The sequence below is a fragment of the Methylocapsa palsarum genome (assembly GCF_900114285.1).
Classification (GTDB): domain Bacteria; phylum Pseudomonadota; class Alphaproteobacteria; order Rhizobiales; family Beijerinckiaceae; genus Methylocapsa; species Methylocapsa palsarum.
Genome location: NZ_FOSN01000010.1, coordinates 1 through 19,815 on the forward strand (window position 1 = coordinate 1; position 19,815 = coordinate 19,815).

Here is a 19,815-nt window from a genome sequence, read left to right on the forward strand (position 1 = left end):
GGCGGCGGGCCCTACCATTTTTTTGAAAGAAGCTCACGGAGCGCGGCCGCATCCAGCATCTGCTCAGCCAGCAGCTTCTTCAGCTTCGCGTTCTCCTCCTCGAGTTGCTTCAGCCGTTTGGCCTCCGAGACGTCCATGCCGCTGTACCTGGCCTTCCAGTTGTAGAGCGTCGCTTCCGAGACCCCATGCCGGCGCGCTAGATCGGCCGTCTTTGCGCCAGCCTCGTGCTCCTTCAACACGCCAATGATCTGCTCTTCCGTGAACCGTGCTCGCTTCATCTGTCCGTCCTCTGAAAGGCCGGACTCTAAATCCTCGTGGAGGAAAATCTCAGTGGCAGGTCAATTCATCTCGGGTTGTAAATTGGAAGAACACGAAAAGGATCAGTTAAGAGAATCAAATGACAAAAACAAATATTACCAAGATCGAATTTTTTGGCATCAGTTAATCGAAACACAGAATTTTACAAAAAGCTTTGGATTACACCTAAAAAAGAACAGCATATTGATACCAAAAGAAATTCGAGATAAATTTCTGTGCATCGAAAAGGCAATATGGTCTGCGCTTTATGAACAACAAAATAACCGAGGCTTTGGATTGAACGAATGGTCTGCCCACGACTCTTTTTTCAATGAAGGCCCACCTCTTATCGATAGCCTCGAATCATTTATAGAGAAGCGACTTTCAGATTTAAGCCATTTGGAAAGCGATTAAAATTCACTCGGCCGCCGCCGTCGCCGCCTGCAGCGACGCCGGATCGTAGTTCAGCACCGGCCCCAGCCAGCGCTCGACTTCAATAATGCTCATGCCCTTGCGCCGGGAATAATCCTCGACCTGATCGCGCTCGACTTTCGCGACGCCGAAATAATGCGCGTCGGGATGCGCGAGATAGAGGCCGGACACCGAAGATCCCGGCCACATCGCGAAACTCTCGGTCAGCGAAACGCCGATCCGCCTTTCGGCTTCCAGCAGCCGGAACAGCGTCGCCTTTTCGGTGTGGTCGGGCTGCGCCGGATAGCCGGGGGCCGGACGAATCCCGCGATAATCCTCGGAAAGACGCTGGTCGTTGGTCAGATGCTCGTCCGGGGCGTAGGCCCAGAATTCGCGTCGCACGCGTTCATGCATGCGCTCGGCGAAGGCCTCCGCGATGCGGTCGGCGAGCGCCTTCACCATGATCGACCCGTAATCGTCGTTGGCCTTGGCGAAGCGGTCGGCGATCTTGCCTTCCTGCGCGCCGGCCGTGACCACGAAGGCGCCGAGATAATCCGCCTTGCCGCTGCTGGCGGGGGCGATGAAATCGGCGAGCGCGAGGTTGGGCTTGCCATCGCGGCGAAGCAATTGCTGACGCAACGTGTAGAAGGTCGCAAGGTCTCCGGTTCGCGACTCGCCGGTGTAGAGCTTGATGTCCTCGCCGACGGAATTGGCGGGCCAGAAACCGATCACGGCTTTGGGGTCGAACCAATGTTCCTCGACGACGCGCTTCAGCATCGCCTGCGCGTCATCGAAGAGCTGGCGCGCCGCCTCGCCTTGTTTTGGATCATCGAGGATCGCCGGATAGCGGCCGCGCATTTCCCAGGTCTGGAAGAACGGGGTCCAGTCGATATAGGGAATGAGCTCGGCGACGGGATAGGTCCGGATCACCCGCGTGCCGGTGAACGTAGGACGCGGCGTCTGATAGACGTCCCAATCGAGTTTCAGCGCGTTCGCCCGCGCCTTCGCCAGCGGCAGGCGCTGCTTGTCGGCCTCGGAGCGCCGGTGCGCTTCCGCCACCCTGGAATATTCGGCGCGCACGGCTTCGATCGCGGCGTCGCGCGAATGGGGCGTCAGAAGCGACTGGACGACGCCGACAGCACGGCTCGCGTCGGTCACGTAGACCGCCTGCCCTTTGGCGTAATTGGGATGGATCTTGACCGCGGTGTGAACGCGGCTCGTCGTCGCCCCGCCGATCAGGAGCGGCAGGTCGAAGCCTTCGCGCTCCATTTCGGCGGCGACGTAACACATCTCGTCGAGCGAGGGCGTGATGAGGCCGGAGAGCCCGATCGCATCGACCTTCTCCTCCTTCGCGGCGGCGAGGATCCTCGCCGCCGAAACCATGACGCCGAGATCGATGATCTCATAATTGTTGCAGGCGAGGACCACGCCGACGATGTTCTTGCCGATGTCGTGCACGTCGCCCTTGACGGTCGCCATCAGGATCTTGCCGGCGCTCGAACGCTCGCCCGATCCGGTCCGGCGTTTCTCCTCATCCATGTAAGGCAGGAGATAGGCGACGGCCTGCTTCATCACGCGCGCGGATTTGACGACCTGAGGCAGGAACATCTTGCCGGCGCCGAAGAGATCGCCGACGACGTTCATTCCCGCCATCAGCGGACCCTCGATCACGTCGAGCGGGCGCACGGACGCGGCGCGGGCCTCCTCCACATCGAGATCGATAAATTCGGTGATTCCGTTGACCAGTGCATGTTCGAGACGCTTGCCGACCGGTTCCTCGCGCCAGGCGAGATTTTTCTCGACCTTCTCGCCGCTCCGACCCTTGAAGCTTTCGGCGAGAGCCAGCAGCCGCTCTGTCGAGTCAGGGCGCCGGTTGAGAACCACATCCTCGCAGGCCTCGCGCAGCTCCGGATCGATCTCCGCGTAGACCGCGAGCTGGCCGGCGTTGACGATCCCCATATCCATGCCGGCCTTGATGGCGTGGTAGAGAAACACCGAATGCATGGCCTCGCGCACCGGCTCGTTGCCGCGAAACGAAAATGACAGATTCGAGACGCCGCCGGAAATATGCACCAGCGGAAAGCGCTTGCGGATCTCCCGCGCCGCCTCGATGAAATCGACCCCGTAATTGTTGTGCTCCTCGATGCCGGTCGCGACGGCGAACACGTTGGGATCGAAGATGATGTCCTCGGCCGGAAAGCCGACGTCCTCGGTCAGGATCTTGTAGGCGCGCGACGAAATCTCGACCTTGCGCTCGAGCGTGTCCGCCTGGCCCTTCTCGTCGAACGCCATGACGACGACGGCGGCGCCATAAGCGCGCACGGTTCTGGCGTCGGCGATGAATTTCTCGACGCCCTCCTTCATCGAGATCGAGTTGACGACCGCCTTGCCCTGCACGCATTTGAGGCCGGCCTCGATCACGGCGAATTTCGACGAGTCGATCATCACCGGGACGCGCGCGATGTCGGGCTCCGCGGCGACGAGATTGAGGAACTCGACCATCGCCTTTTCCGAATCGAGCAGCCCTTCGTCCATGTTGACGTCGATGATCTGCGCGCCGGCCGCGACCTGATCGCGCGCCACGTCGAGCGCGGCGGAGAAATCGCCTTCCTTGACGAGGCGGCGGAATTTCGCCGAGCCAGTGACGTTGGTGCGCTCGCCGATGTTGACGAACGGAATCTGCGAGGTCAGCACGAACGGCTCCAGCCCTGAAAGTCGCAGCATGGGGTCGATCACGGGGATCTTGCGCGGCGGGACGCCCTTCACCCGCTCGGCGATGGCGTGTATATGCGCGGGCGTCGTGCCGCAACAGCCGCCGACGATGTTGACGAGCCCCGCCTCGGCGAATTCGCCGACGAGCGAAGCCATGTATTCGGGGCTCTCGTCGTAGAGGCCGAACTCGTTCGGAAGCCCGGCGTTGGGATAGGCGCACACCAAAGTGTCGGCGATGCGCGAGAGTTCGGCGAGATGGGCCCGCATCTCGCGGGCGCCAAGGGCGCAGTTGAGTCCGATCGTCAACGGATTGGCGTGCCGCAGGGAATGCCAGAAAGCGGTTGGCGTCTGGCCGGACAAGGTGCGGCCGGAAAGGTCGGTGATCGTGCCCGAAATCATGACCGGCAGCCGGACGCCCTTCGCATTGAAGACGTCGTCGATCGCGGCGAGCGCGGCCTTCGCGTTCAACGTGTCGAAAATCGTCTCGACGATCAGGAGGTCGGAGCCGCCTTCGATCAGGGCGCTCGCCGCCTCGGCGTAGGAGGCGCGCAGATCGTCGAAGCTGACCGCGCGAAAGCCGGGATTGTTGACGTCGGGCGAAATCGAAGCCGTCCGGCTCGTCGGCCCGAGCGCTCCCGCGACGAAGCGGGGGCGGCCGTCTTGCGCCTGCACAAGATCCGCCGCCTCGCGCGCGAGCTTCGCCGATTCGAAATTCAGTTCGGCGACCAGCTCCTCCATCGCGTAATCGGCCTGGGAGATCCGCGTCGAATTGAAGGTGTTAGAGCCGATGATGTCGGCGCCCGCCTGCAGATAGGCGATATGGATGGCGCGGATCGCCTCCGGCTGGGTGAGGCTCAAAAGATCGTTGTTGCCGCGCAGATCGCTTGGCCAGTCCGCAAAGCGCTCGCCGCGGAACTCCGCCTCGCTGAATTTGTGCTGCTGGATCATCGTGCCCATGGCGCCGTCGAGCACCAGAATCCGCTCGCGGGCGGCGGCCTCGATCTGCTGGCCAATCTCCTGACCAATCTGTTGGCCATTCTCCTGGCGCGCGGCGGTCGCGTTCGGGCTCTGCGTCATTCAGGCGGCCTTTTGCTCTGGATTGGGCCGAAGCCCGAGGAGATGGCAGATCGCATACACGAGATCGGCGCGGTTCATGGTGTAGAAATGAAAATCGCGGACGCCGCGATCGACAAGATCCAAAACCTGTTCGGCCGCCACCGTCGCGGCGACGAGACGCCGCGTCTGGGGATCGTCGTCAAGCCCCTCGAAACGGTCGGCCAGCCATTGCGGCACGCTCGCGCCCGCCCGCGCCGCGAAGTTCGCCGTCTGCTTGAAACTTTGCACCGGAACGATGCCGGGAATGATCGGAATGTCGACGCCTTTCGAACGCACCTTGTCGAGATATCGCAGATAGCACTCGTTTTCGAAAAAGAATTGCGTGATCGCGCGGGTCGCGCCGGCGTCGATCTTCGCCTTCAGAACGTCGACGTCGGCCTCGACCGACGCGCTTTCGGGATGGCGTTCCGGATAGGCGCTGACCGAGACCTCGAAATCAGCGATCCTGCGCACGCCGGCGACAAGAGCGGCGGAATTCTCATACCCCTGCGGATGCGGGCGGAACTTCGCGCCGACGCCGTCCTGCGGATCGCCGCGCAGCGCCACGATGTGGCGAACCCCCGCCTCCCAATAGCCTTTAACGATCTCGTCGATCTCGTCGCGCGTCGCGGCGACGCAGGTCAGATGCGCCGCAGGCTTGACGATTGTTTCCCTGGCGATGCGGGCGACGGTCGCATGAGTGCGCTCGCGCGTCGTGCCGCCAGCGCCATAGGTCACCGACACGAAACTCGGCCGCAGAGGCGCAAGGCGAAAAATCGATTCCCACAGCGTCGCCTCCATGGCGACCGTCTTTGGCGGGAAAAACTCGAACGACACGCGAATGTCAGGGCAGATCGTGCGGCTCGCGCGGGGAAAATCACAGGACTCGTTCTCGCTCATGCGACTTCTCGTGCGGTGAGAGGGACTGGATCGGCGATCAGGCGGCGGTCGCGGCCAAGCCAGATCGAAACCGCGAGCTTGCCGCCCTCGGAAGGAGCCGGGACAAGGTCGCGTCTACTGATGAGTTCGAGCCCGACGGTCTCGAAAAAGGCGGCGACTTCGTCGGGGCCGAACCCGAGGCGCCGGTGGGCGTGGACCGTGCGCAGATTTTCTTCTCCGTGCGGGGCGAAATCGACCACGATGAGCTGACCGCCGGCGCGCAGCGCCCGCGCAGCCTCGCGGATCGCCCGCAACGGATCGTCGAGATAATGCAGAACCTGATGCATGACGACGAGATCGTAAAAATTGGGTTCGACCGGCAAGGCGTAAATATCGCCCTGGCGCAATTGCGCGTTGCGCAGCCCGGCCCGCTCCAGGCGCACGCGGGCGACGCTCAGCATGCCCGGCGATTGATCGACGCCGACAGCGCGCGCGGCGAGCGGCGCCAGAAGCTCGAGCATGCGGCCGGCGCCCGTTCCAAGATCGAGCAAGGCGTTGACCGGCTTCGTCCCGATCGCCTCGCAGATCGCGGCCTCGACGCGCTCCTCCGGAATGTGCATCGCCCGGACTTCGTCCCAGTTCGCCGCCTGAGCGTCGAAATACCGGGCGGCCTGCGCGGCTCGCGCCTGACGCACTTCGGAAAGCCTTGCGCGATCGGCGAGCAGATTGGCGTCGCCGGGCGACAGCCGGGCGATGATATCCCGCGCGAATCCCGCCGCCGGACCGTTCTGCGCCATCAGAAAAAAAGCCCAGGCCCCTTCCCTGTGGCGTTCGACAAGGCCAGCCTCGGTCAGCAGTTTCAGATGGCGGGAGATGCGGGGCTGCGACTGTCCGAGAATCATGACAAGTTCTGTGACCGTCAATTCGGCTTCGGCGAGCAAGGCGAGCAGGCGCAGACGGGTCGCTTCTCCGGCCGCGCTGAGCGCAGCGAGGACGACCTCGAAGGGTGCCTGTTCGGAGAGGGGCAAAGAAAAATTCGGATCGTTCATGCAAAACATCATATGCATATATATTTATATGTAAAGCTAGAAAAACATACGCCTCGATTTTAGGAATGGCCTCCCGGACCGCGGAAAGATATGTTGAGGTCTCCTGCCTTCGCTTCAGGAAAGGTTGGACTGTCGCGCCTCGTGTAACGACACCAGTTCTGAAATCGTAAATTTGGACTCTACGAACTTGGAAAGGCTTGCGCACGGCGCGGCCCCTCATACGCTTTTTATCAATATTTTGGAGAACGACGACGCCCGAAAGCCGGGTTCTGGTCCGGCGTCAAGGCTGCCAGTCTCACGAAAGGTAAAACCATGAAAATGAAATCCTTGATCGTCGCCTTCGTCCTCACGCTGTCCTTCGCCCCGGCGACTTATGCGCAAACGGCCGCTCCTTCCGCCCCCGCCGCTCCGACGATGAAGCCCGGCATGGACATGAAGGGAGCCGAGACGAAGGCGAAAGACCTGGCGAAGCCCGCGGACGCCGCCGACATGACCGCAAAAAAAGCCAAGGCGAAGGAATGTTCGATGAAGGCCGACGCCCAGAAGCTGCACGGCAAGGCGCGCAAGGAATTCCGAGAAAAGTGCAAGGAAAGCTGACTTGGCAAGCTGACTTGGCAAACTTGGCAAGCTGACTTCGGGCGAAGGTTCATAAGGCGTCGCCCTCTGGGGCGCGAGGCCGGCTCCGGGCGATTCCCCGGGGCCGCGCGCCCTTCACCGCGTCGTGCGCGCCCTTTGTCTGGTCGCGCTCGCCCTTTGACCTCGTCATGCCCGCCCTTTGACCTCGTCGAGAATGCCGGTTAAGCGATCCCCATCCTGGGGAGCGGGCGACGCCTGAATCTCGAAGGATACGCCCCCCAACCCACAAAAACGCCATGCAAGCGATCCGCTCGATCCTGTTTCACGCCGCTTTTTATTCCCTCACCACTCTTCTCGCGATCTTCGGCCTGCCCATCCTCCTGCGGGACCGGCGGGGCGTGCAGGCCTATGCTCGATTCTGGACAGGAACGTCGATCTGGCTTCTCGACAAGGTCGGCGGGGTCAAGGTCGAGTTCCGCGGCCTCGACCGTCTGCCGCAGGGCGGCTGCATCATCGCCGCCAAACATCAATCAGCGCTGGAGACGCTGGCGCTCACCACGATCACCCATGATTTCAGCTATGTGTTGAAGCGGGAACTCATGGGCATCCCGATTTTTGGCTGGTACCTCTCGGGCGCCGGACAGATCGCGATCGACCGCGCCAAACGCGGCCAGGCGATGGCCGACCTCATCAAACAGGTCGGCGAAGCGGCGGCCCAAGGGCGGCAGATTTTTATTTTTCCCGAAGGCACCCGCAGACAGGCGGGCGCGCCGCCCGATTACAAGTCCGGCGTCGCCCATCTTTACGCCGCGACAGGCGCCATCTGCGCGCCGGTGGCGCTGAACACGGGTCTGTTTTGGCCGCGCAGCGGCCCGTTGCGGTCAGGAACCGCGGTGATCGAGTTTCTGCCTCCGCTCGCGCCAGGTCTCGACAAGAAAACGTTCGCAAACCGGTTGCAGACGGAAATCGAGGCCGCGACGGCGGCCCTCATCGCCGAGGCGGTGGCCGATGATCCGGGTCTCAAGACCGCATTGGCGGACTGATCGAGACAAGCGCGGGGCAAAAACCCCTTGACAGTTTCTGCTTTTGTTCTTGTTTTGTTCATGTCAGAAGCTTAGAGACATTAAATGTTTTGACTTCAGCTCATTGATCCAAAGTTCATGGATCCAAAGTTCGAGCAAATGACTGCGAGGGAGTCCGCCAACTTCGCGTCCGCGTTCAACGCGCCGTCCGGCGGCCTCCCGGACGGCGCGTTGATCAATCCAGCCGGCTCGCCAGCCATTCGAGTGTTTCGTCCCGGATCGAAAGCTCGGCAAGATGTGAATGCGTGTTCTTGATATATTCGGGATTACAGCCGGAGAGGCCCGAGGCCTGCGCGACAAGCCGGACGAGTTCGCTTCGTTCAAGCCGTCCGGCATATTGGGAATGCGCGCGGTCGGCGACGTAACAGACAGCCGGAACGACGCGACCGTCGGTCAGGCGCGCGCGCAGCACGGCCTCCTTGTAGACGGCCGTGACCTGCTCGCGCTCGCGCAAGTAGGAAAGCGTCGCGGCCGCATCGCCCAATTCGATGCGAAACGCGATTCCAAGGCACGAGCCGCCCCGGTCGAGGCCCAGAACCAGACCCGGCCGGTCCCTTGTGCCGCGGTGGACATGCGAATAGACGCAAAGCGAGCGATGATAGCCGCGCACCACCGCGCGATGGCGCTCCACGAAGGCGAATCCCGGCCGCCAGATCAAAGATCCGTAGCCAAACACCCAAAGATCAGCCGTCTGCGCCATTCAGTGTTTTCGCTCTGGAGTCGGGACGCTATAAAGCCGAAACACAATGAGGAGGGCCGCAGGCTCCGGGGTCGCCCTTCGAATCGGCGCGGCCGGATTTGCAGGCCCTTTTCTCAAGGGAGGAATAAATATGCCGTCCAATGCATTCAAGCGGAAATCGAGCGGGATCAGGAGCCCTGTATTCCTCATTCCCGCCGCAGCGGTCAGCGCCGCGATCATCGGATGGTCTATCTTCTGGTTTATCGCATCGCGCAAAACCGAGCAGATGCTCACCGCCTGGGTGGAGCGGGAGGCCGCGACCGGACGGACCTGGACATGCCCGGAGCGCAAAATCGGCGGCTATCCGTTCGAACTCGAAATTTCCTGCGTCAATCCGGCGTTTGATGGAGAGTTTTTCGGCCAGAAAATGGCTGGGACGCTCAAGGGCTTTCGCGCCACCTCGCCGCTGATGCGTCCGGAAAGTGTGATCGCGAGTTTCGAGCCGCCGTTTTCGGCGAAGGGCGTCGACGGAGCCTTGAACCTTACGCTCCGCTGGGAAAGCCTTACCCTCGACCTCGAAGGACGGCCGGACGCACTGACGCGCGTCTCATTGTCCGGCGAGCAGGTCAATGCTGAGGGAACTTTGGCGGGCGAGCCGGTCGCGGCGACCCTGCCGGATGTCCGCGCCGCCGCGATCGAGGCGATGGACCGGCATGACGGCGCCTATAATGTCGTCCTGTCCACCAACGGCGCTATTCTTCCCGCGCTGAACCATCTGTCCGGCTCAAATCTCCCGTGGGATGTCCTGACGGAAAGCATCGTCACGCAAATCGATTTTTTATCCACGGGACTTCTTGGCGCGCGCATGGAAAGCTGGCGCAACGCCGGGGGCCGCGTTGAGGTCAAGAGAGTGCGGGTGGCCAGCGGCAACATGCGCCTCGATGCTCGGGGGGCGTTGAAGCTCGATGGCGAACATCGGATCGAAGGGCGCCTCGATACCGGGTTCTCGGGACTGGGACCGATCTTGGAGACGCTGGGCATCGACCCGGCGATCGCCGCCGCTGGAACATTCCTGACGAATTTCCTGGGACGGCGTCAGGACGACGATGGGACGCCGAAACTGCCGATTCCGGTGACATTTGCGGACGGCCGGCTTTCAGTCGGTCCGGTGCGAACCTCCATACGCTTGCCGCCGCTGTATTGAAGATGGGTTTGAATTGCGCCCCCTCTCCCCCAGTGGGGGAGAGGCCAGACTTTTTTTAAAGACCTCGGCGGCCGCGCTTCATTCAGAACGCGCGGCCCACGGTCTTATAAAGGATTGGGAAGAAGGAAAACTTCGGGATCAGTAAGCGCGGTTGCGCATCACTTCGAAGCAGGTCCGCAACAGAATGTTGATATCGAGACCGAACGACCAGTGATTGACATACCATAGATCGAGTTTGACGCGTTCCGCCATCTGCTCCAGCAATCCGGTTTCGCCGCGCAGGCCATGAACCTGAGCCCAGCCCGTAATCCCTGGCTTGACATGGTGGCGAAACGCATATTTCGCGATCAGCCCTTTGTATTCGTTGTCATGCGCCAAAGCGTGAGGGCGCGGCCCGACGAGCGACATGTCGCCCTTCAGGACATTGAACAATTGCGGCAGTTCGTCGATGCTCGACCTGCGCAGCAATTGGCCGACCCGGGTGACCCGGTGATCGCCCCGCTTCGCCTGGGTTATTTTCGTCCCGTCTTCGAGGACGGACATGGTGCGAAACTTGAAGATGACAAATTGTTTCGAATTGAAACCATTTCGGCGCTGGCGGAAAATGATCGGGCCTGAACTGTCGAGTTTCACCGCCGTTGCGACGATGATCAGGAGCGGCGACAGAAGAAGGATTGCGATCGAGGCGCAAACCAGGTCCAGGCTGCGCTTCATCGCCATTTCCACCGGAGTCAGCGGCGCGCGCTGAACCTCGAGCGTCAGCGAAGGCCCCCCGGTCGACATGGCGCGCCGGCCAAGGACCGATCGGATGGTGTAGTCCGGCAGCAGCCTCACCGGAAGCGGCGAAGCCTGAAGCCGTTCCCGCACCGTCTCGAGCAACTCCTTGCTGCTCCAGCGCAGGGCGAGGACAAATTCCTGCACGCCCTTCTCGCGGGCCTCATGCAGCGCCCGGTCGATCGCGGCGAGAACCTCGTCAGACGCCGGACCATGATTCGATTTCACGGAAACGCGCCCCACCTCGCTCAGGCCAAAGTACCGGAACAGAACCGACGAACTCAGCCTTAACAACTCGGCGGGCTCTCCGATTGTCAACACGCGGCTTCCGGCGAGGCTTCCCGCAGCCATCATCGAACGCGATAGCCTCTGCCAGGCCCAGCGAATCAGAAACAGAAGCACGATCTGAAGGACGCCGGCGGTGATGACGGAGCCGTAAATAACGCCCTGACCCGGCACCAGAAGCAGGCAGCTGGTCGCGAAAAGGCCAACGATCGCCCAGGTCACGACCAGTCTTGCCGAATATTGAGCGAACGCCAGAAGCACAGGCAGACGGTAGAGGCCGCGGGTGGCCGCGACATACACATACAAGAGACCATTGGCCGCGCCGAAGGCGAAGTCAAAACCGACTCCAGTGTCCTCGCCGAGCCAGACGTAATGATAAAGCACTCCGGCGGCGACACAGGCAAAAATGATAAGTATTAAATCAAAAAAAGCTACAATTGACTCTATATTCTGGCAAGAAATCCTAAACGGGCTGATCAGGCCCGAGTTCGCCTTGTGCTCGACTTCAGCCCCTGTGATCTGGCTCAAGCGATTAAAGTACATTAATAAACTCGCTCTGATCGGCAGGAACGGCCTGCATTATGGTAAAAGAGGATGCAAAAATCAACCCAAAATGCTGCAGGCGCTGTGCGCGATCACACTTGCAAAAGCCTAGATTAGATTAATCCGTACAACTTTTGCGATGATGATCAGGGATGCACACGATTAACTATGCGCCGCAGCCCTAAAATGAGCCCAGAAGCCATCGGGTTAGGCAAATCCAAGCTCATTTGATGCACAACGCCCATTTTAGGGAACAATGCATTTGCCTAATTCGGTTTTGATTAATGTTATACTCGTTTTCCTCAGATTTGCCTCAAAACCGTCACATAGCAGTCATGATTGGCGCTGTCGGCTACGGACCGGGGCGGCGCAGCCGCTTCAAATCCGGCGCCTCCGATTCGGCGGCGAGCGAGCCCAGCGCCTCGTCCAGCGACGCAATGATCTGATCTTGCGATCCGAGCCTTCGCACGGAAACCGTACGGTCTATGGCTTCCCGTTTCCCGACGACGAGGAGAACGGGAACTTTCGCGAGGGAATGTTCGCGCACCTTATAATTGATCTTCTCGTTGCGAAGGTCGCCCTCGACGCGGAGTCCTTTCGCGCGCGCGGCCGCGATCACGTCGCGCGCGTAGCCATCGCCGTCCTGGGTGATCGTCGCGACGACAATTTGAACCGGCGCAAGCCAGAGCGGCAGATGGCCGGCGAAATGCTCGATCAGGATGCCGGTGAAGCGTTCGAGCGAACCGAACATGGCCCGGTGAAGCATGACGGGCGTCTTTTTCTCGCTGTCCGCGCCGATGTAAAAGGCGCCGAATCGGTCGGGAAGATTGAAATCGACCTGGGTCGTTCCGCATTGCCATTCACGTCCGATCGCGTCGCGCAGCGTATACTCCAGCTTCGGCCCGTAAAAAGCCCCTTCGCCCTCGTTGATCGCCGTCTTCGCTCCGCGCGCCGCGAGGGTTTCGAGCACGCGCGATAAAGCCGCTTCGGCTTTATCCCAAGCCTCGTCCGACCCCACGCGTTTTTCCGGCCGCGTCGACAGTTTGATCACGATATCCTGGAAGCCGAAATCCTCATAGATCGACAAAATAAGGTCGTTAACCTTAAGACTTTCTTTCATGATCTGATCTTCGGTGCAGAAAATATGCGCGTCATCCTGCGTGAACGCGCGAACGCGCATCATTCCATGGAGCGCGCCGGACGGCTCGTAGCGATGGACGACGCCGAATTCGGCGATCTTCAACGGCAAGTCCCGGTAAGACTTCAATCCGTTCTTGAAGATCTGCACATGGCCGGGGCAATTCATCGGCTTCAGCGCGAAAATTCGGTCGTCCTCGGTTTTCGTCAGAAACATGTTTTCGCGATACGTCTGCCAATGGCCCGACGTCTCCCAAAGCGCCCGGTCGAGCACCTGCGGCGTATTGACCTCCACATATCCCGCCGCTTGCTGACGCCGGCGCATATAGGAAATGAGCGTCTGGAACAGCGTCCAGCCCTTCGGATGCCAGAAGATCGTTCCCGGACCTTCCTCCTGGAAATGGAAGAGATCCATTTCGCGCCCCAGCCGGCGGTGATCGCGCTTCTCGGCTTCCTCCAGCTGCTGAAGATAGGCCGCAAGATCCTCGCGGCTGGCGAAAGCCGTCCCGTAGATCCGTTGCAGCATCGGCCTGTTGGAATCGCCGCGCCAATAGGCGCCCGCGAGTTTCATCAATTTGAAGGCCTCGCCGATCTTGCCGGTCGAGGTCATGTGCGGCCCCCGGCAGAGGTCGAGCCAATCGCCCTGCTTATAGATCTTCAGGTCTTCATCGCCCGGAATCGACTCGACCAGCTCAACCTTGAAGGCCTCGCCGCGCGCCTCGAACCAGTTTCTGGCCTGATCGCGAGTCCAGACTTCCTTGGTGAACGGCCGATCCTGTCGGACGATCTCCGCCATTTTCGCCTCTATGGCGGCGAAATCTTCCGGGGTAAATGGCTCGGCCCGGTAGAAATCATAATAAAATCCATTCTCGATCACCGGCCCGATCGTGACCTGGGCGCCCGGATAAAGCGTCTGGACGGCCTCCGCCAGAACGTGCGCCGCATCGTGCCGGATGAGTTCGAGCGCGCGGGGATCATCGCGGCTGATGAACTCCACTTTCGCGTCGCTCGCGACCCGGTCCGAGAGATCGCTGAGGGCTCCGTCGAGAACCATAGCGACGGTGCGTTTGGCGAGCGATGGCGAGATGCTTCGGGCGATCTCATGGCCGCTCACGCCAGGCTCGAAGGCGCGGGATGCGCCGTCGGGGAATGTCACCGAAATCATGTTTTTGTCCTTTGCTCACTCGCCGATACCAATCGGCGTAAGCGCGTTGCGGAGGTCGGCTCGTGCGTCTTAATCTCTTACGTGTTGCTTATCTCTTAGAAGGCGCCCGCTTTTGAACCAAAATCATCGTGAAGGCCAGCTCCTTTGCGCAAGACCCGCGGCTCGCCATTTGCGAACGAATCGCTCGAAAGCTCGGGCCCCGCCAAGGCTTTGGAAATATGCTCTACTTTACTGAGAAACATTCCCCATACGACGACTGGCGGTTGCATCTAGGATCATGTTTATATTTGATCTTAGCAAATGGTTGTGCGTTTTGACACATCATAGCCGTTGCGCTGCTGTTAAGAACCATCCGGGGAAAGTTATTTTCTGTCTGATGGAATTAACGGATAGTCACGGCCGAGAGATGTTCATGACGTATTTTACCAAAAAGCTTATACTAAAATCAGCAAAACATGCCCTAGCATGATTTCAAGTGATAATAAACAAAATTCGTCCGGACGTAATTATCCACAACCCCGATATTTCTGATCAATGTCCCAACATCCAAGTATTGGCGATCCCATGACTCCTTACGCTTTGTGCTTCGAAGAAGCTGATCTTGTCGCCGAAGAAAAGCGGATCTTGACCGCATTCACGCGGAGCCTGATCGAGATTGCAGCCCTTTCGGCCTCTCCCACGGCCGCGCCGGAATCAGCCAACGCTTTGAATATCCTGCGACAGCCTGCAGTCCTACTGGACGGCGACGGTTTCGTCGTCGAATCGAATGTCGCGGCGAACTCCGTTTTCAACAACGACATTTACGTCCGGGACCGCCGTGTGGTGATCCGGGACGCCGGCGCGCGCGCCAAACTGCAGTCGCTCATCGTCCTTTTAAAGGACTCCGCTGCGCCGATCGCTCCCGCCGCGGACCCCATTGTCGTTCCAAGGAAGGACAGACTTCCGGTTTTGCTTCGCGTCTGGCCTTTCGACGGGGCGGCGCGCTGGCCTTCGCGGGAAGTGCGTTCTCTCCTGACCTTGAACGCCCTGGGGCCGAAACCAGGACCGCCTGCTGAAATTCTGGCGAAGACCTTCGGCCTCACCCCCTCCGAAGCAAGGCTCGGCTGCATCATCGCCCGCGGCGCCGGTCCTGATACGGCCGCACAGGAACTCAAGATTTCCCGGGAAACGGCGAGGAACCAGCTCAAATCCATTTTCTCGAAGACCGGCACGCATCGGCAAAGCGAACTCGTCGCGCTGCTTTTACAGGTTCAGTAACGGCCCGTACAGGTTCAGTGACTACCGGCGCGCCAGTTCCCAGGCCAATTGTCCCCGGCCCTTCGTTTCCTTCCCGGCGGCGCCGCTGTTCCCAGGCGCCGCCGGCGGCGGCGCTCAAGACTTGACTCCCCTCCTCAAGTTCGCGCTTAAACGCTGGCGCAACAGAAGATTGACCGTGACCGGACGAGGAATGACGCATGGTGACGGAGGGCATCCGCCAGATCGCGGTTTTGGGCGGCGGAGCTTGGGGAACGGCGCTCGCCAATCTCGCGGCGCGCGCCCAGCCTTCGGTCCAAGTGGCCCTTTGGGCGCGCAACGCGTCCCATGTCGAAGAAATGTCGGCCACCGGGGTCAACGCGCGATACCTTCCCGGCGTGCCGCTTCTTTCGAATATCCGGCCGACCGCCGATCTCGCCGACACCTCGAACGCGGACGTCATCCTCGCCGTTGTCCCCGCGCAGACCCTGCGGTCCACGCTCGAAGCGCTGGCGGCGCATATCAAACCCGGCGCTCCGATCATCATCTGCGCAAAGGGCATTGAGCATTCAAGCGGGCTTTTTCTCAGCGAAGTAGCGGCGTCGATCCTGCCCGATCACCCGCCGGCCGTCCTCTCCGGGCCAAGTTTCGCCAGCGACGTTGCGAGCGGCCTTCCCACCGCCGTCACGCTCGCCGCGCTGGACGGCGAACTCGCCGCCGAACTTGCAAGCCTCCTGTCGACGCCCTGGTTCCGGCTATATTCCTCGACCGACCTCAGGGGCGCTGAAATCGGCGGGGCGGCGAAGAACGTGCTCGCCATCGCCAATGGCGTCGCCGCCGGCCGCGGCCTTGGCGCCAGCGCCGGCGCCGCCTTGCTGGCCCGTGGTTTCGCCGAACTCAGCAGATTCGGAATCGCCCTTGGAGCGGAGCCGAAGACGCTGATGGGACTTTCGGGACTTGGCGATCTTGTGCTGACCTGCACCTCGCCGATGTCGCGGAATTTTTCCCTAGGCGTCTCTCTCGGGCGCGGCATGACGCTCGAGGAAGCCACGCAACGCTCCGGCCTGACCGAAGGCGTGCACACCTGCGGCGTTCTTGTCGATCTCGCCAACGCGAAGCGCGTCGACATGCCGATCGCCAGCGCCGTGGACGCCGTCCTCGCAGAGCAGATCACGATCGACGAAGCCATCGCGGCTTTGATGACGCGCCCTTCAAAGGCGGAATTCGGCGAGATTCGCTAACCGGAGGCGGTAAATTGGCGCACTGGCTGCTGAAGAGCGAGCCCGGCAAATGGTCCTGGGACGATCAGGTCAAGGCCGGCAAGGAGGGCACGTTCTGGAACGGCGTGCGCAACCATTCAGCCAAGCTGAACCTGATGGCGATGAAGGTCGGCGAGCAGGCCTTTTTCTATCATTCGAATGAGGGCAAGGCGATCGTCGGACTCGTCGAGATCACAAAGCCTTATTATCCCGATCCAAGCGATCCGTCGGGCAAATTCGGCATGGTCGACGTGCGCGCCGTCAAGCCGCTGAAACGCCCCGTGACGCTCGAGGCGATCAAGGCCGACGAACGCTTGCAGGACATGATTCTTGTCAAGAATTCGCGGCTTTCGGTTCAGCCGGTCACGGCGGCGGAGTGGAAGATCATCTGCGATGAGGGCGGCGGTGTTTGAGGCGCCGCTAGAGCCTATTCCGATCGGATTGAATCAATCCAATCGAGAAGAATATGCTCAAGCTTTTGATTCTGGAGCGATTTCTGATCGATAGCATGACTTCATGCGATCGGAAAGCGCTCTAAGGTCGCATCCGGTCGGATCAGAGCGGAGCGATCTAATCGGACGTTGATCTAGACTAGTTGGCCACCGCCCGTTTCAGCTTCGACTCGCTTTGCTCTTGTTCAATCGCATTCTGATCGGCCGAGCTGGCTTTATCGTTCTTCAGATCAATCGTGATCTTCTCGATCTTCCCGTTGAACTTGAACGGATTTGAGTATTCCGGCGAAACCGGCGTGCCTGTGTTCATCCCGACATCGGCGCCCACCGTCGCCGAAAACCCGCAACATTGGGTGACCGCGATGCGGCCCGCTGCGACCTTCTCGCCGTTGACGGATAAAGTTCCTGTCCCCCCCTTTCCCGGACCGCCGCCGTCATAGGCAAAATCGAACGCGATGGTCGCTTTACCGGGAGCGAGACGTTTGCCGGACCTCACCGTAAAGCTCTTCTGGCCCAGAAAATTGTAGTGATAAACCGGATCACCGTCTTTGATGTAGAGGCTCCATCCGCCGAAGCGACCGCCCTGGGCGACCAACACGCCATTGGCGGTTTCTTTGGGAACAATCACATTCGCAGTGATCGTGAATGACGCGTTTTTGACATTAATAAAGGCGTTCTCCGGAATGGCGAACATGTCGCCATAGACCGTGAGCGAATTGCGGCCAGCCATGAGATCAGGCCTGCCCGCCACCTCCGGATTGGCTCGTTCAAACAAGCGATCGTCGATCGGCAGAACATGGTTGGCGATCGCCTCTTGCGTGAAAATCTTCTGCATTTCGCGCAGTTTTCCGGGGTTCGCCAACGCTAGGTCGTTAGTAAGACTGAAGTCCGATTTCGTATCATACAATTCCCACTTATCGTCCCCGAGCGCGGCCCGGACCTTGGTTTCCCAGGGCGCCCTGTGAACCGTACCCGCGAGCCAGCCTTCGGAGTAAACGCCGCGGTTTCCGAACATCTCGAAATATTGCGTCAGATGATTCTCCGGCGCCTTCGCGTCATCGAAGGCGGGCAACATGCTGACGCCCTGGATCGGCGTTTGCGGCGTTCCATTCACGACGCGCGGCTCGGGCAGCCCCGCCGCTTCCAGAATTGTAGGCGCCACGTCTATCACGTGGTGCCATTGCGAGCGAATCTCGTTCTTAGCTTGCACGCCTTTCGGCCAATGGACGACCATGCCGTTGCGGGTGCCGCCGTAGCTTGACGCTACTTGCTTCGTCCACGTGAACGGCGTGTCGCCCGCGACCGCCCAGCCAGCTGCATAGTGATTATGGCCGAGCGGACCGCCAAGGTCGTCGATATGTTTGACCTGCTCCTCAATCGGTTCGGGCACGCCGTTGAAATAGGTCATTTCATTGAAAAGACCGTTCATGCCTCCCTCGGCGCTTGCGCCATTGTCGCCGACGATGAAGAAGATGAGGGTGTTGTCCAACTGACCGAGATCCTTCAGCGTGGCGATCAGACGGCCAATCTCGGTATCGGCATATTCGCCAAACCCGGCGAACACCTCCATCTGACGTGCGAACAATCGCTTTTCATCTGCGGTGAGCGCGTCCCAGTTCTTGATCGCTTCAGGCTTTGGCGCGAGTTTGGCGTCAGAGGGCACGACGCCGAGCTTTTTCTGACGTTCCAGTGTCTGCTCGCGCAATTTGTCCCAGCCCATGTCGAACTGGCCCTTGTATTTTGCGATCCATTCTTTCGGGACGTGGTGCGGAGCGTGGGTCGCCCCCGGCGCGAAATACATAAAGAAGGGCTTGTCCGGCGTCAGCGCCTTTTCCGACTGAACCCACGCAATAGCCTGGTTCGTCATATCCGTCATGAAGTGATAGCCGGGCTTTTCGTCGATCTGGATTTTAGTCATCCCATCCCAAATCGTCGGGGCCCATTGATCCGTCTCGCCGCCGATGAAGCCGTAGAATTTATCAAAGCCCGAGCGCGTCGGCCAACGATCCGTCGGTCCCGACGCGCTAAGCTCCCACACCGGCGTTTCGTGTGATTTGCCAAAAGCGCCTGTCGCATAGCCATTGAGCCGCAAAATTTCAGCGAGCGGGGCGACGCTATTGGGCCTGACGCCCGTATTCCCCTGGAAGGCCGTCGCCGTCTCGGTGATCGAGCCCATATTGTTGATGTGGTGGTTGCGTCCGGTCAGCAAGGCGACGCGGGTGGGAGAGCAGAGCGCCGTCGTGTGAAACTCGTTGAAGCGGAGCCCTTCGTTCGCGAGCGCGTCCAACGTCGGCATGCGGACCGGACCGCCAAAGGCGCTGGATTGGCCAAAACCCATGTCGTCGATCAGCACGATCAACACGTTCGGCGCGCTCGGCGGCGCCTTGATCTGGAAGAATGGCGGCGGCTTGACCTTTCGCGCGTCAAGCTCCGTTACCGGCGGATAGACCGGCTGGCGAATGGGCAGCTCGGTCCGGTCAAGGGGGATTTCCTGCGCGGTGAGCGGCTGTGAAAGGGAGCCAGAGGCAAGCGCGGCCAGTCCGGCAGTCCATAGCATCGATGCGATTCTGACCACAGGCGCCTCCATGCCGAAACAGGATTGCGAAACGCTCCGTAACACCCCGGTTCAATTCCAGCAACGGCGCGTCGCGGCCACGCTCGAGGCGCCCCTTAAATTTGGTGCGGACGGGGGGACTCGAACCCCCACCCCCTTTCGAGGTGCAGATTTTCGTACCACTTCGACTTTCGCCGCCGCCCGCAAGCGTTCGTGGTCTGGACTATCCCTTCGCCACAGCCAAAGGCCAGAGGCGCCGCCCGTCTAGTCTCTACACCTTCCCTCTTTTGAAGGGCTTGGCTCGGGATTGGCCTAGGTCTTTACCCTTAGCGTTCCCCGACTTTGAGCGGTTCTGCTCCGCGGATTTCCCCGCGGGCACTCCAATTGAAGTCTGCTGCGTCTACCTGTTTCGCCACGTCCGCAAAGCCG

The 19,815-nt window shown here is 60.5% G+C and carries 14 protein-coding genes and 1 pseudogene; 7 read left to right on the forward strand and 8 right to left on the reverse strand.

What is annotated here, in order from left to right; translation table 11 throughout:
• Window positions 1-17 precede the first annotated feature (17 nt).
• Window positions 18-278, reverse strand: a pseudogene (locus BM177_RS11930) (transposase); the annotation flags it as partial.
• A gap of 52 nt (window positions 279-330) precedes the next feature.
• Between BM177_RS11930 and BM177_RS19520 the strand changes: the two are divergent.
• The gene (locus BM177_RS19520) at window positions 331-711 is read left to right on the forward strand and encodes a hypothetical protein (RefSeq protein WP_139223599.1); all 381 of its coding nucleotides are present in this window, start codon (window positions 331-333) and stop codon (window positions 709-711) included.
• Window positions 712-714: 3 nt separating this feature from the next.
• Here the strand turns inward: BM177_RS19520 and metH are convergent, their stop codons facing one another.
• Genes metH through BM177_RS11945 form a run of 3 tightly spaced genes read right to left on the reverse strand, consistent with a single transcriptional unit; the run spans window position 715 to window position 6,443 of the window.
• Window positions 715-4,497 (reverse strand): methionine synthase, encoded by a 3,783-nt coding sequence (gene metH / locus BM177_RS11935; RefSeq protein ID WP_091682650.1) that lies wholly within the window; start codon window positions 4,495-4,497, stop codon window positions 715-717.
• Window positions 4,498-5,415 carry a methylenetetrahydrofolate reductase [NAD(P)H] gene (metF, locus tag BM177_RS11940; RefSeq protein WP_091682652.1) on the reverse strand — a complete coding sequence of 306 codons (918 nt, stop codon included), beginning with the start codon at window positions 5,413-5,415 and terminating at the stop codon, window positions 4,498-4,500.
• Entirely contained in the window at window positions 5,412-6,443 is a 1,032-nt protein-coding gene (locus tag BM177_RS11945) for a metalloregulator ArsR/SmtB family transcription factor (RefSeq protein ID WP_091682913.1), read from the reverse strand. The genes metF and BM177_RS11945 overlap by 4 nt, the downstream gene beginning before the upstream one ends.
• Before the next feature lie 312 nt (window positions 6,444-6,755).
• Between BM177_RS11945 and BM177_RS11950 the strand changes: the two genes are divergently transcribed.
• Entirely contained in the window at window positions 6,756-7,040 is a 285-nt protein-coding gene (locus BM177_RS11950; RefSeq protein WP_091682654.1) for a hypothetical protein, read from the forward strand.
• Window positions 7,041-7,315: 275 nt separating this feature from the next.
• On the forward strand, window positions 7,316-8,062 hold the full coding sequence (locus tag BM177_RS11955; protein ID WP_091682657.1) for a lysophospholipid acyltransferase family protein: 747 nt from the start codon (window positions 7,316-7,318) through the stop codon (window positions 8,060-8,062).
• Between the two features lie 214 nt (window positions 8,063-8,276).
• Here BM177_RS11955 and BM177_RS11960 read toward each other — a convergent pair whose 3' ends face one another.
• Window positions 8,277-8,801, reverse strand: coding sequence for a gamma-glutamylcyclotransferase (locus tag BM177_RS11960; RefSeq protein ID WP_091682659.1), 525 nt, complete (start codon window positions 8,799-8,801; stop codon window positions 8,277-8,279).
• Window positions 8,802-8,931: 130 nt separating this feature from the next.
• Here BM177_RS11960 and BM177_RS11965 point away from each other — a divergent pair, with 130 nt between their 5' ends.
• The gene (locus BM177_RS11965; RefSeq protein ID WP_175492590.1) at window positions 8,932-9,984 is read left to right on the forward strand and encodes a DUF2125 domain-containing protein; all 1,053 of its coding nucleotides are present in this window, start codon (window positions 8,932-8,934) and stop codon (window positions 9,982-9,984) included.
• 138 nt (window positions 9,985-10,122) lie between these two features.
• Here BM177_RS11965 and BM177_RS11970 read toward each other — a convergent pair whose 3' ends face one another.
• Window positions 10,123-11,586, reverse strand: a complete 1,464-nt coding sequence (locus BM177_RS11970) for an undecaprenyl-phosphate glucose phosphotransferase (protein WP_091682663.1) — start codon at window positions 11,584-11,586, stop codon at window positions 10,123-10,125.
• 352 nt (window positions 11,587-11,938) lie between these two features.
• Window positions 11,939-13,888 carry a threonine--tRNA ligase gene (gene thrS / locus BM177_RS11975; protein WP_091682665.1) on the reverse strand — a complete coding sequence of 650 codons (1,950 nt, stop codon included), beginning with the start codon at window positions 13,886-13,888 and terminating at the stop codon, window positions 11,939-11,941.
• 564 nt (window positions 13,889-14,452) lie between these two features.
• Here thrS and BM177_RS11980 point away from each other — a divergent pair.
• The 3 genes from BM177_RS11980 to BM177_RS11990 all read left to right on the forward strand — a co-directional run bounded on the left by BM177_RS11980 (window position 14,453) and on the right by BM177_RS11990 (window position 16,793).
• Window positions 14,453-15,145, forward strand: a complete 693-nt coding sequence (locus tag BM177_RS11980) for a helix-turn-helix transcriptional regulator (protein ID WP_139223600.1) — start codon at window positions 14,453-14,455, stop codon at window positions 15,143-15,145.
• Window positions 15,146-15,342: 197 nt separating this feature from the next.
• Entirely contained in the window at window positions 15,343-16,362 is a 1,020-nt protein-coding gene (locus BM177_RS11985; protein WP_091682669.1) for an NAD(P)H-dependent glycerol-3-phosphate dehydrogenase, read from the forward strand.
• Between the two features lie 14 nt (window positions 16,363-16,376).
• On the forward strand, window positions 16,377-16,793 hold the full coding sequence (locus BM177_RS11990; protein ID WP_091682672.1) for an EVE domain-containing protein: 417 nt from the start codon (window positions 16,377-16,379) through the stop codon (window positions 16,791-16,793).
• Between the two features lie 178 nt (window positions 16,794-16,971).
• Here BM177_RS11990 and BM177_RS11995 read toward each other — a convergent pair whose 3' ends face one another.
• The gene (locus BM177_RS11995) at window positions 16,972-19,389 is read right to left on the reverse strand and encodes an arylsulfatase (RefSeq protein ID WP_091682916.1); all 2,418 of its coding nucleotides are present in this window, start codon (window positions 19,387-19,389) and stop codon (window positions 16,972-16,974) included.
• Window positions 19,390-19,815: the final 426 nt, after the last annotated feature.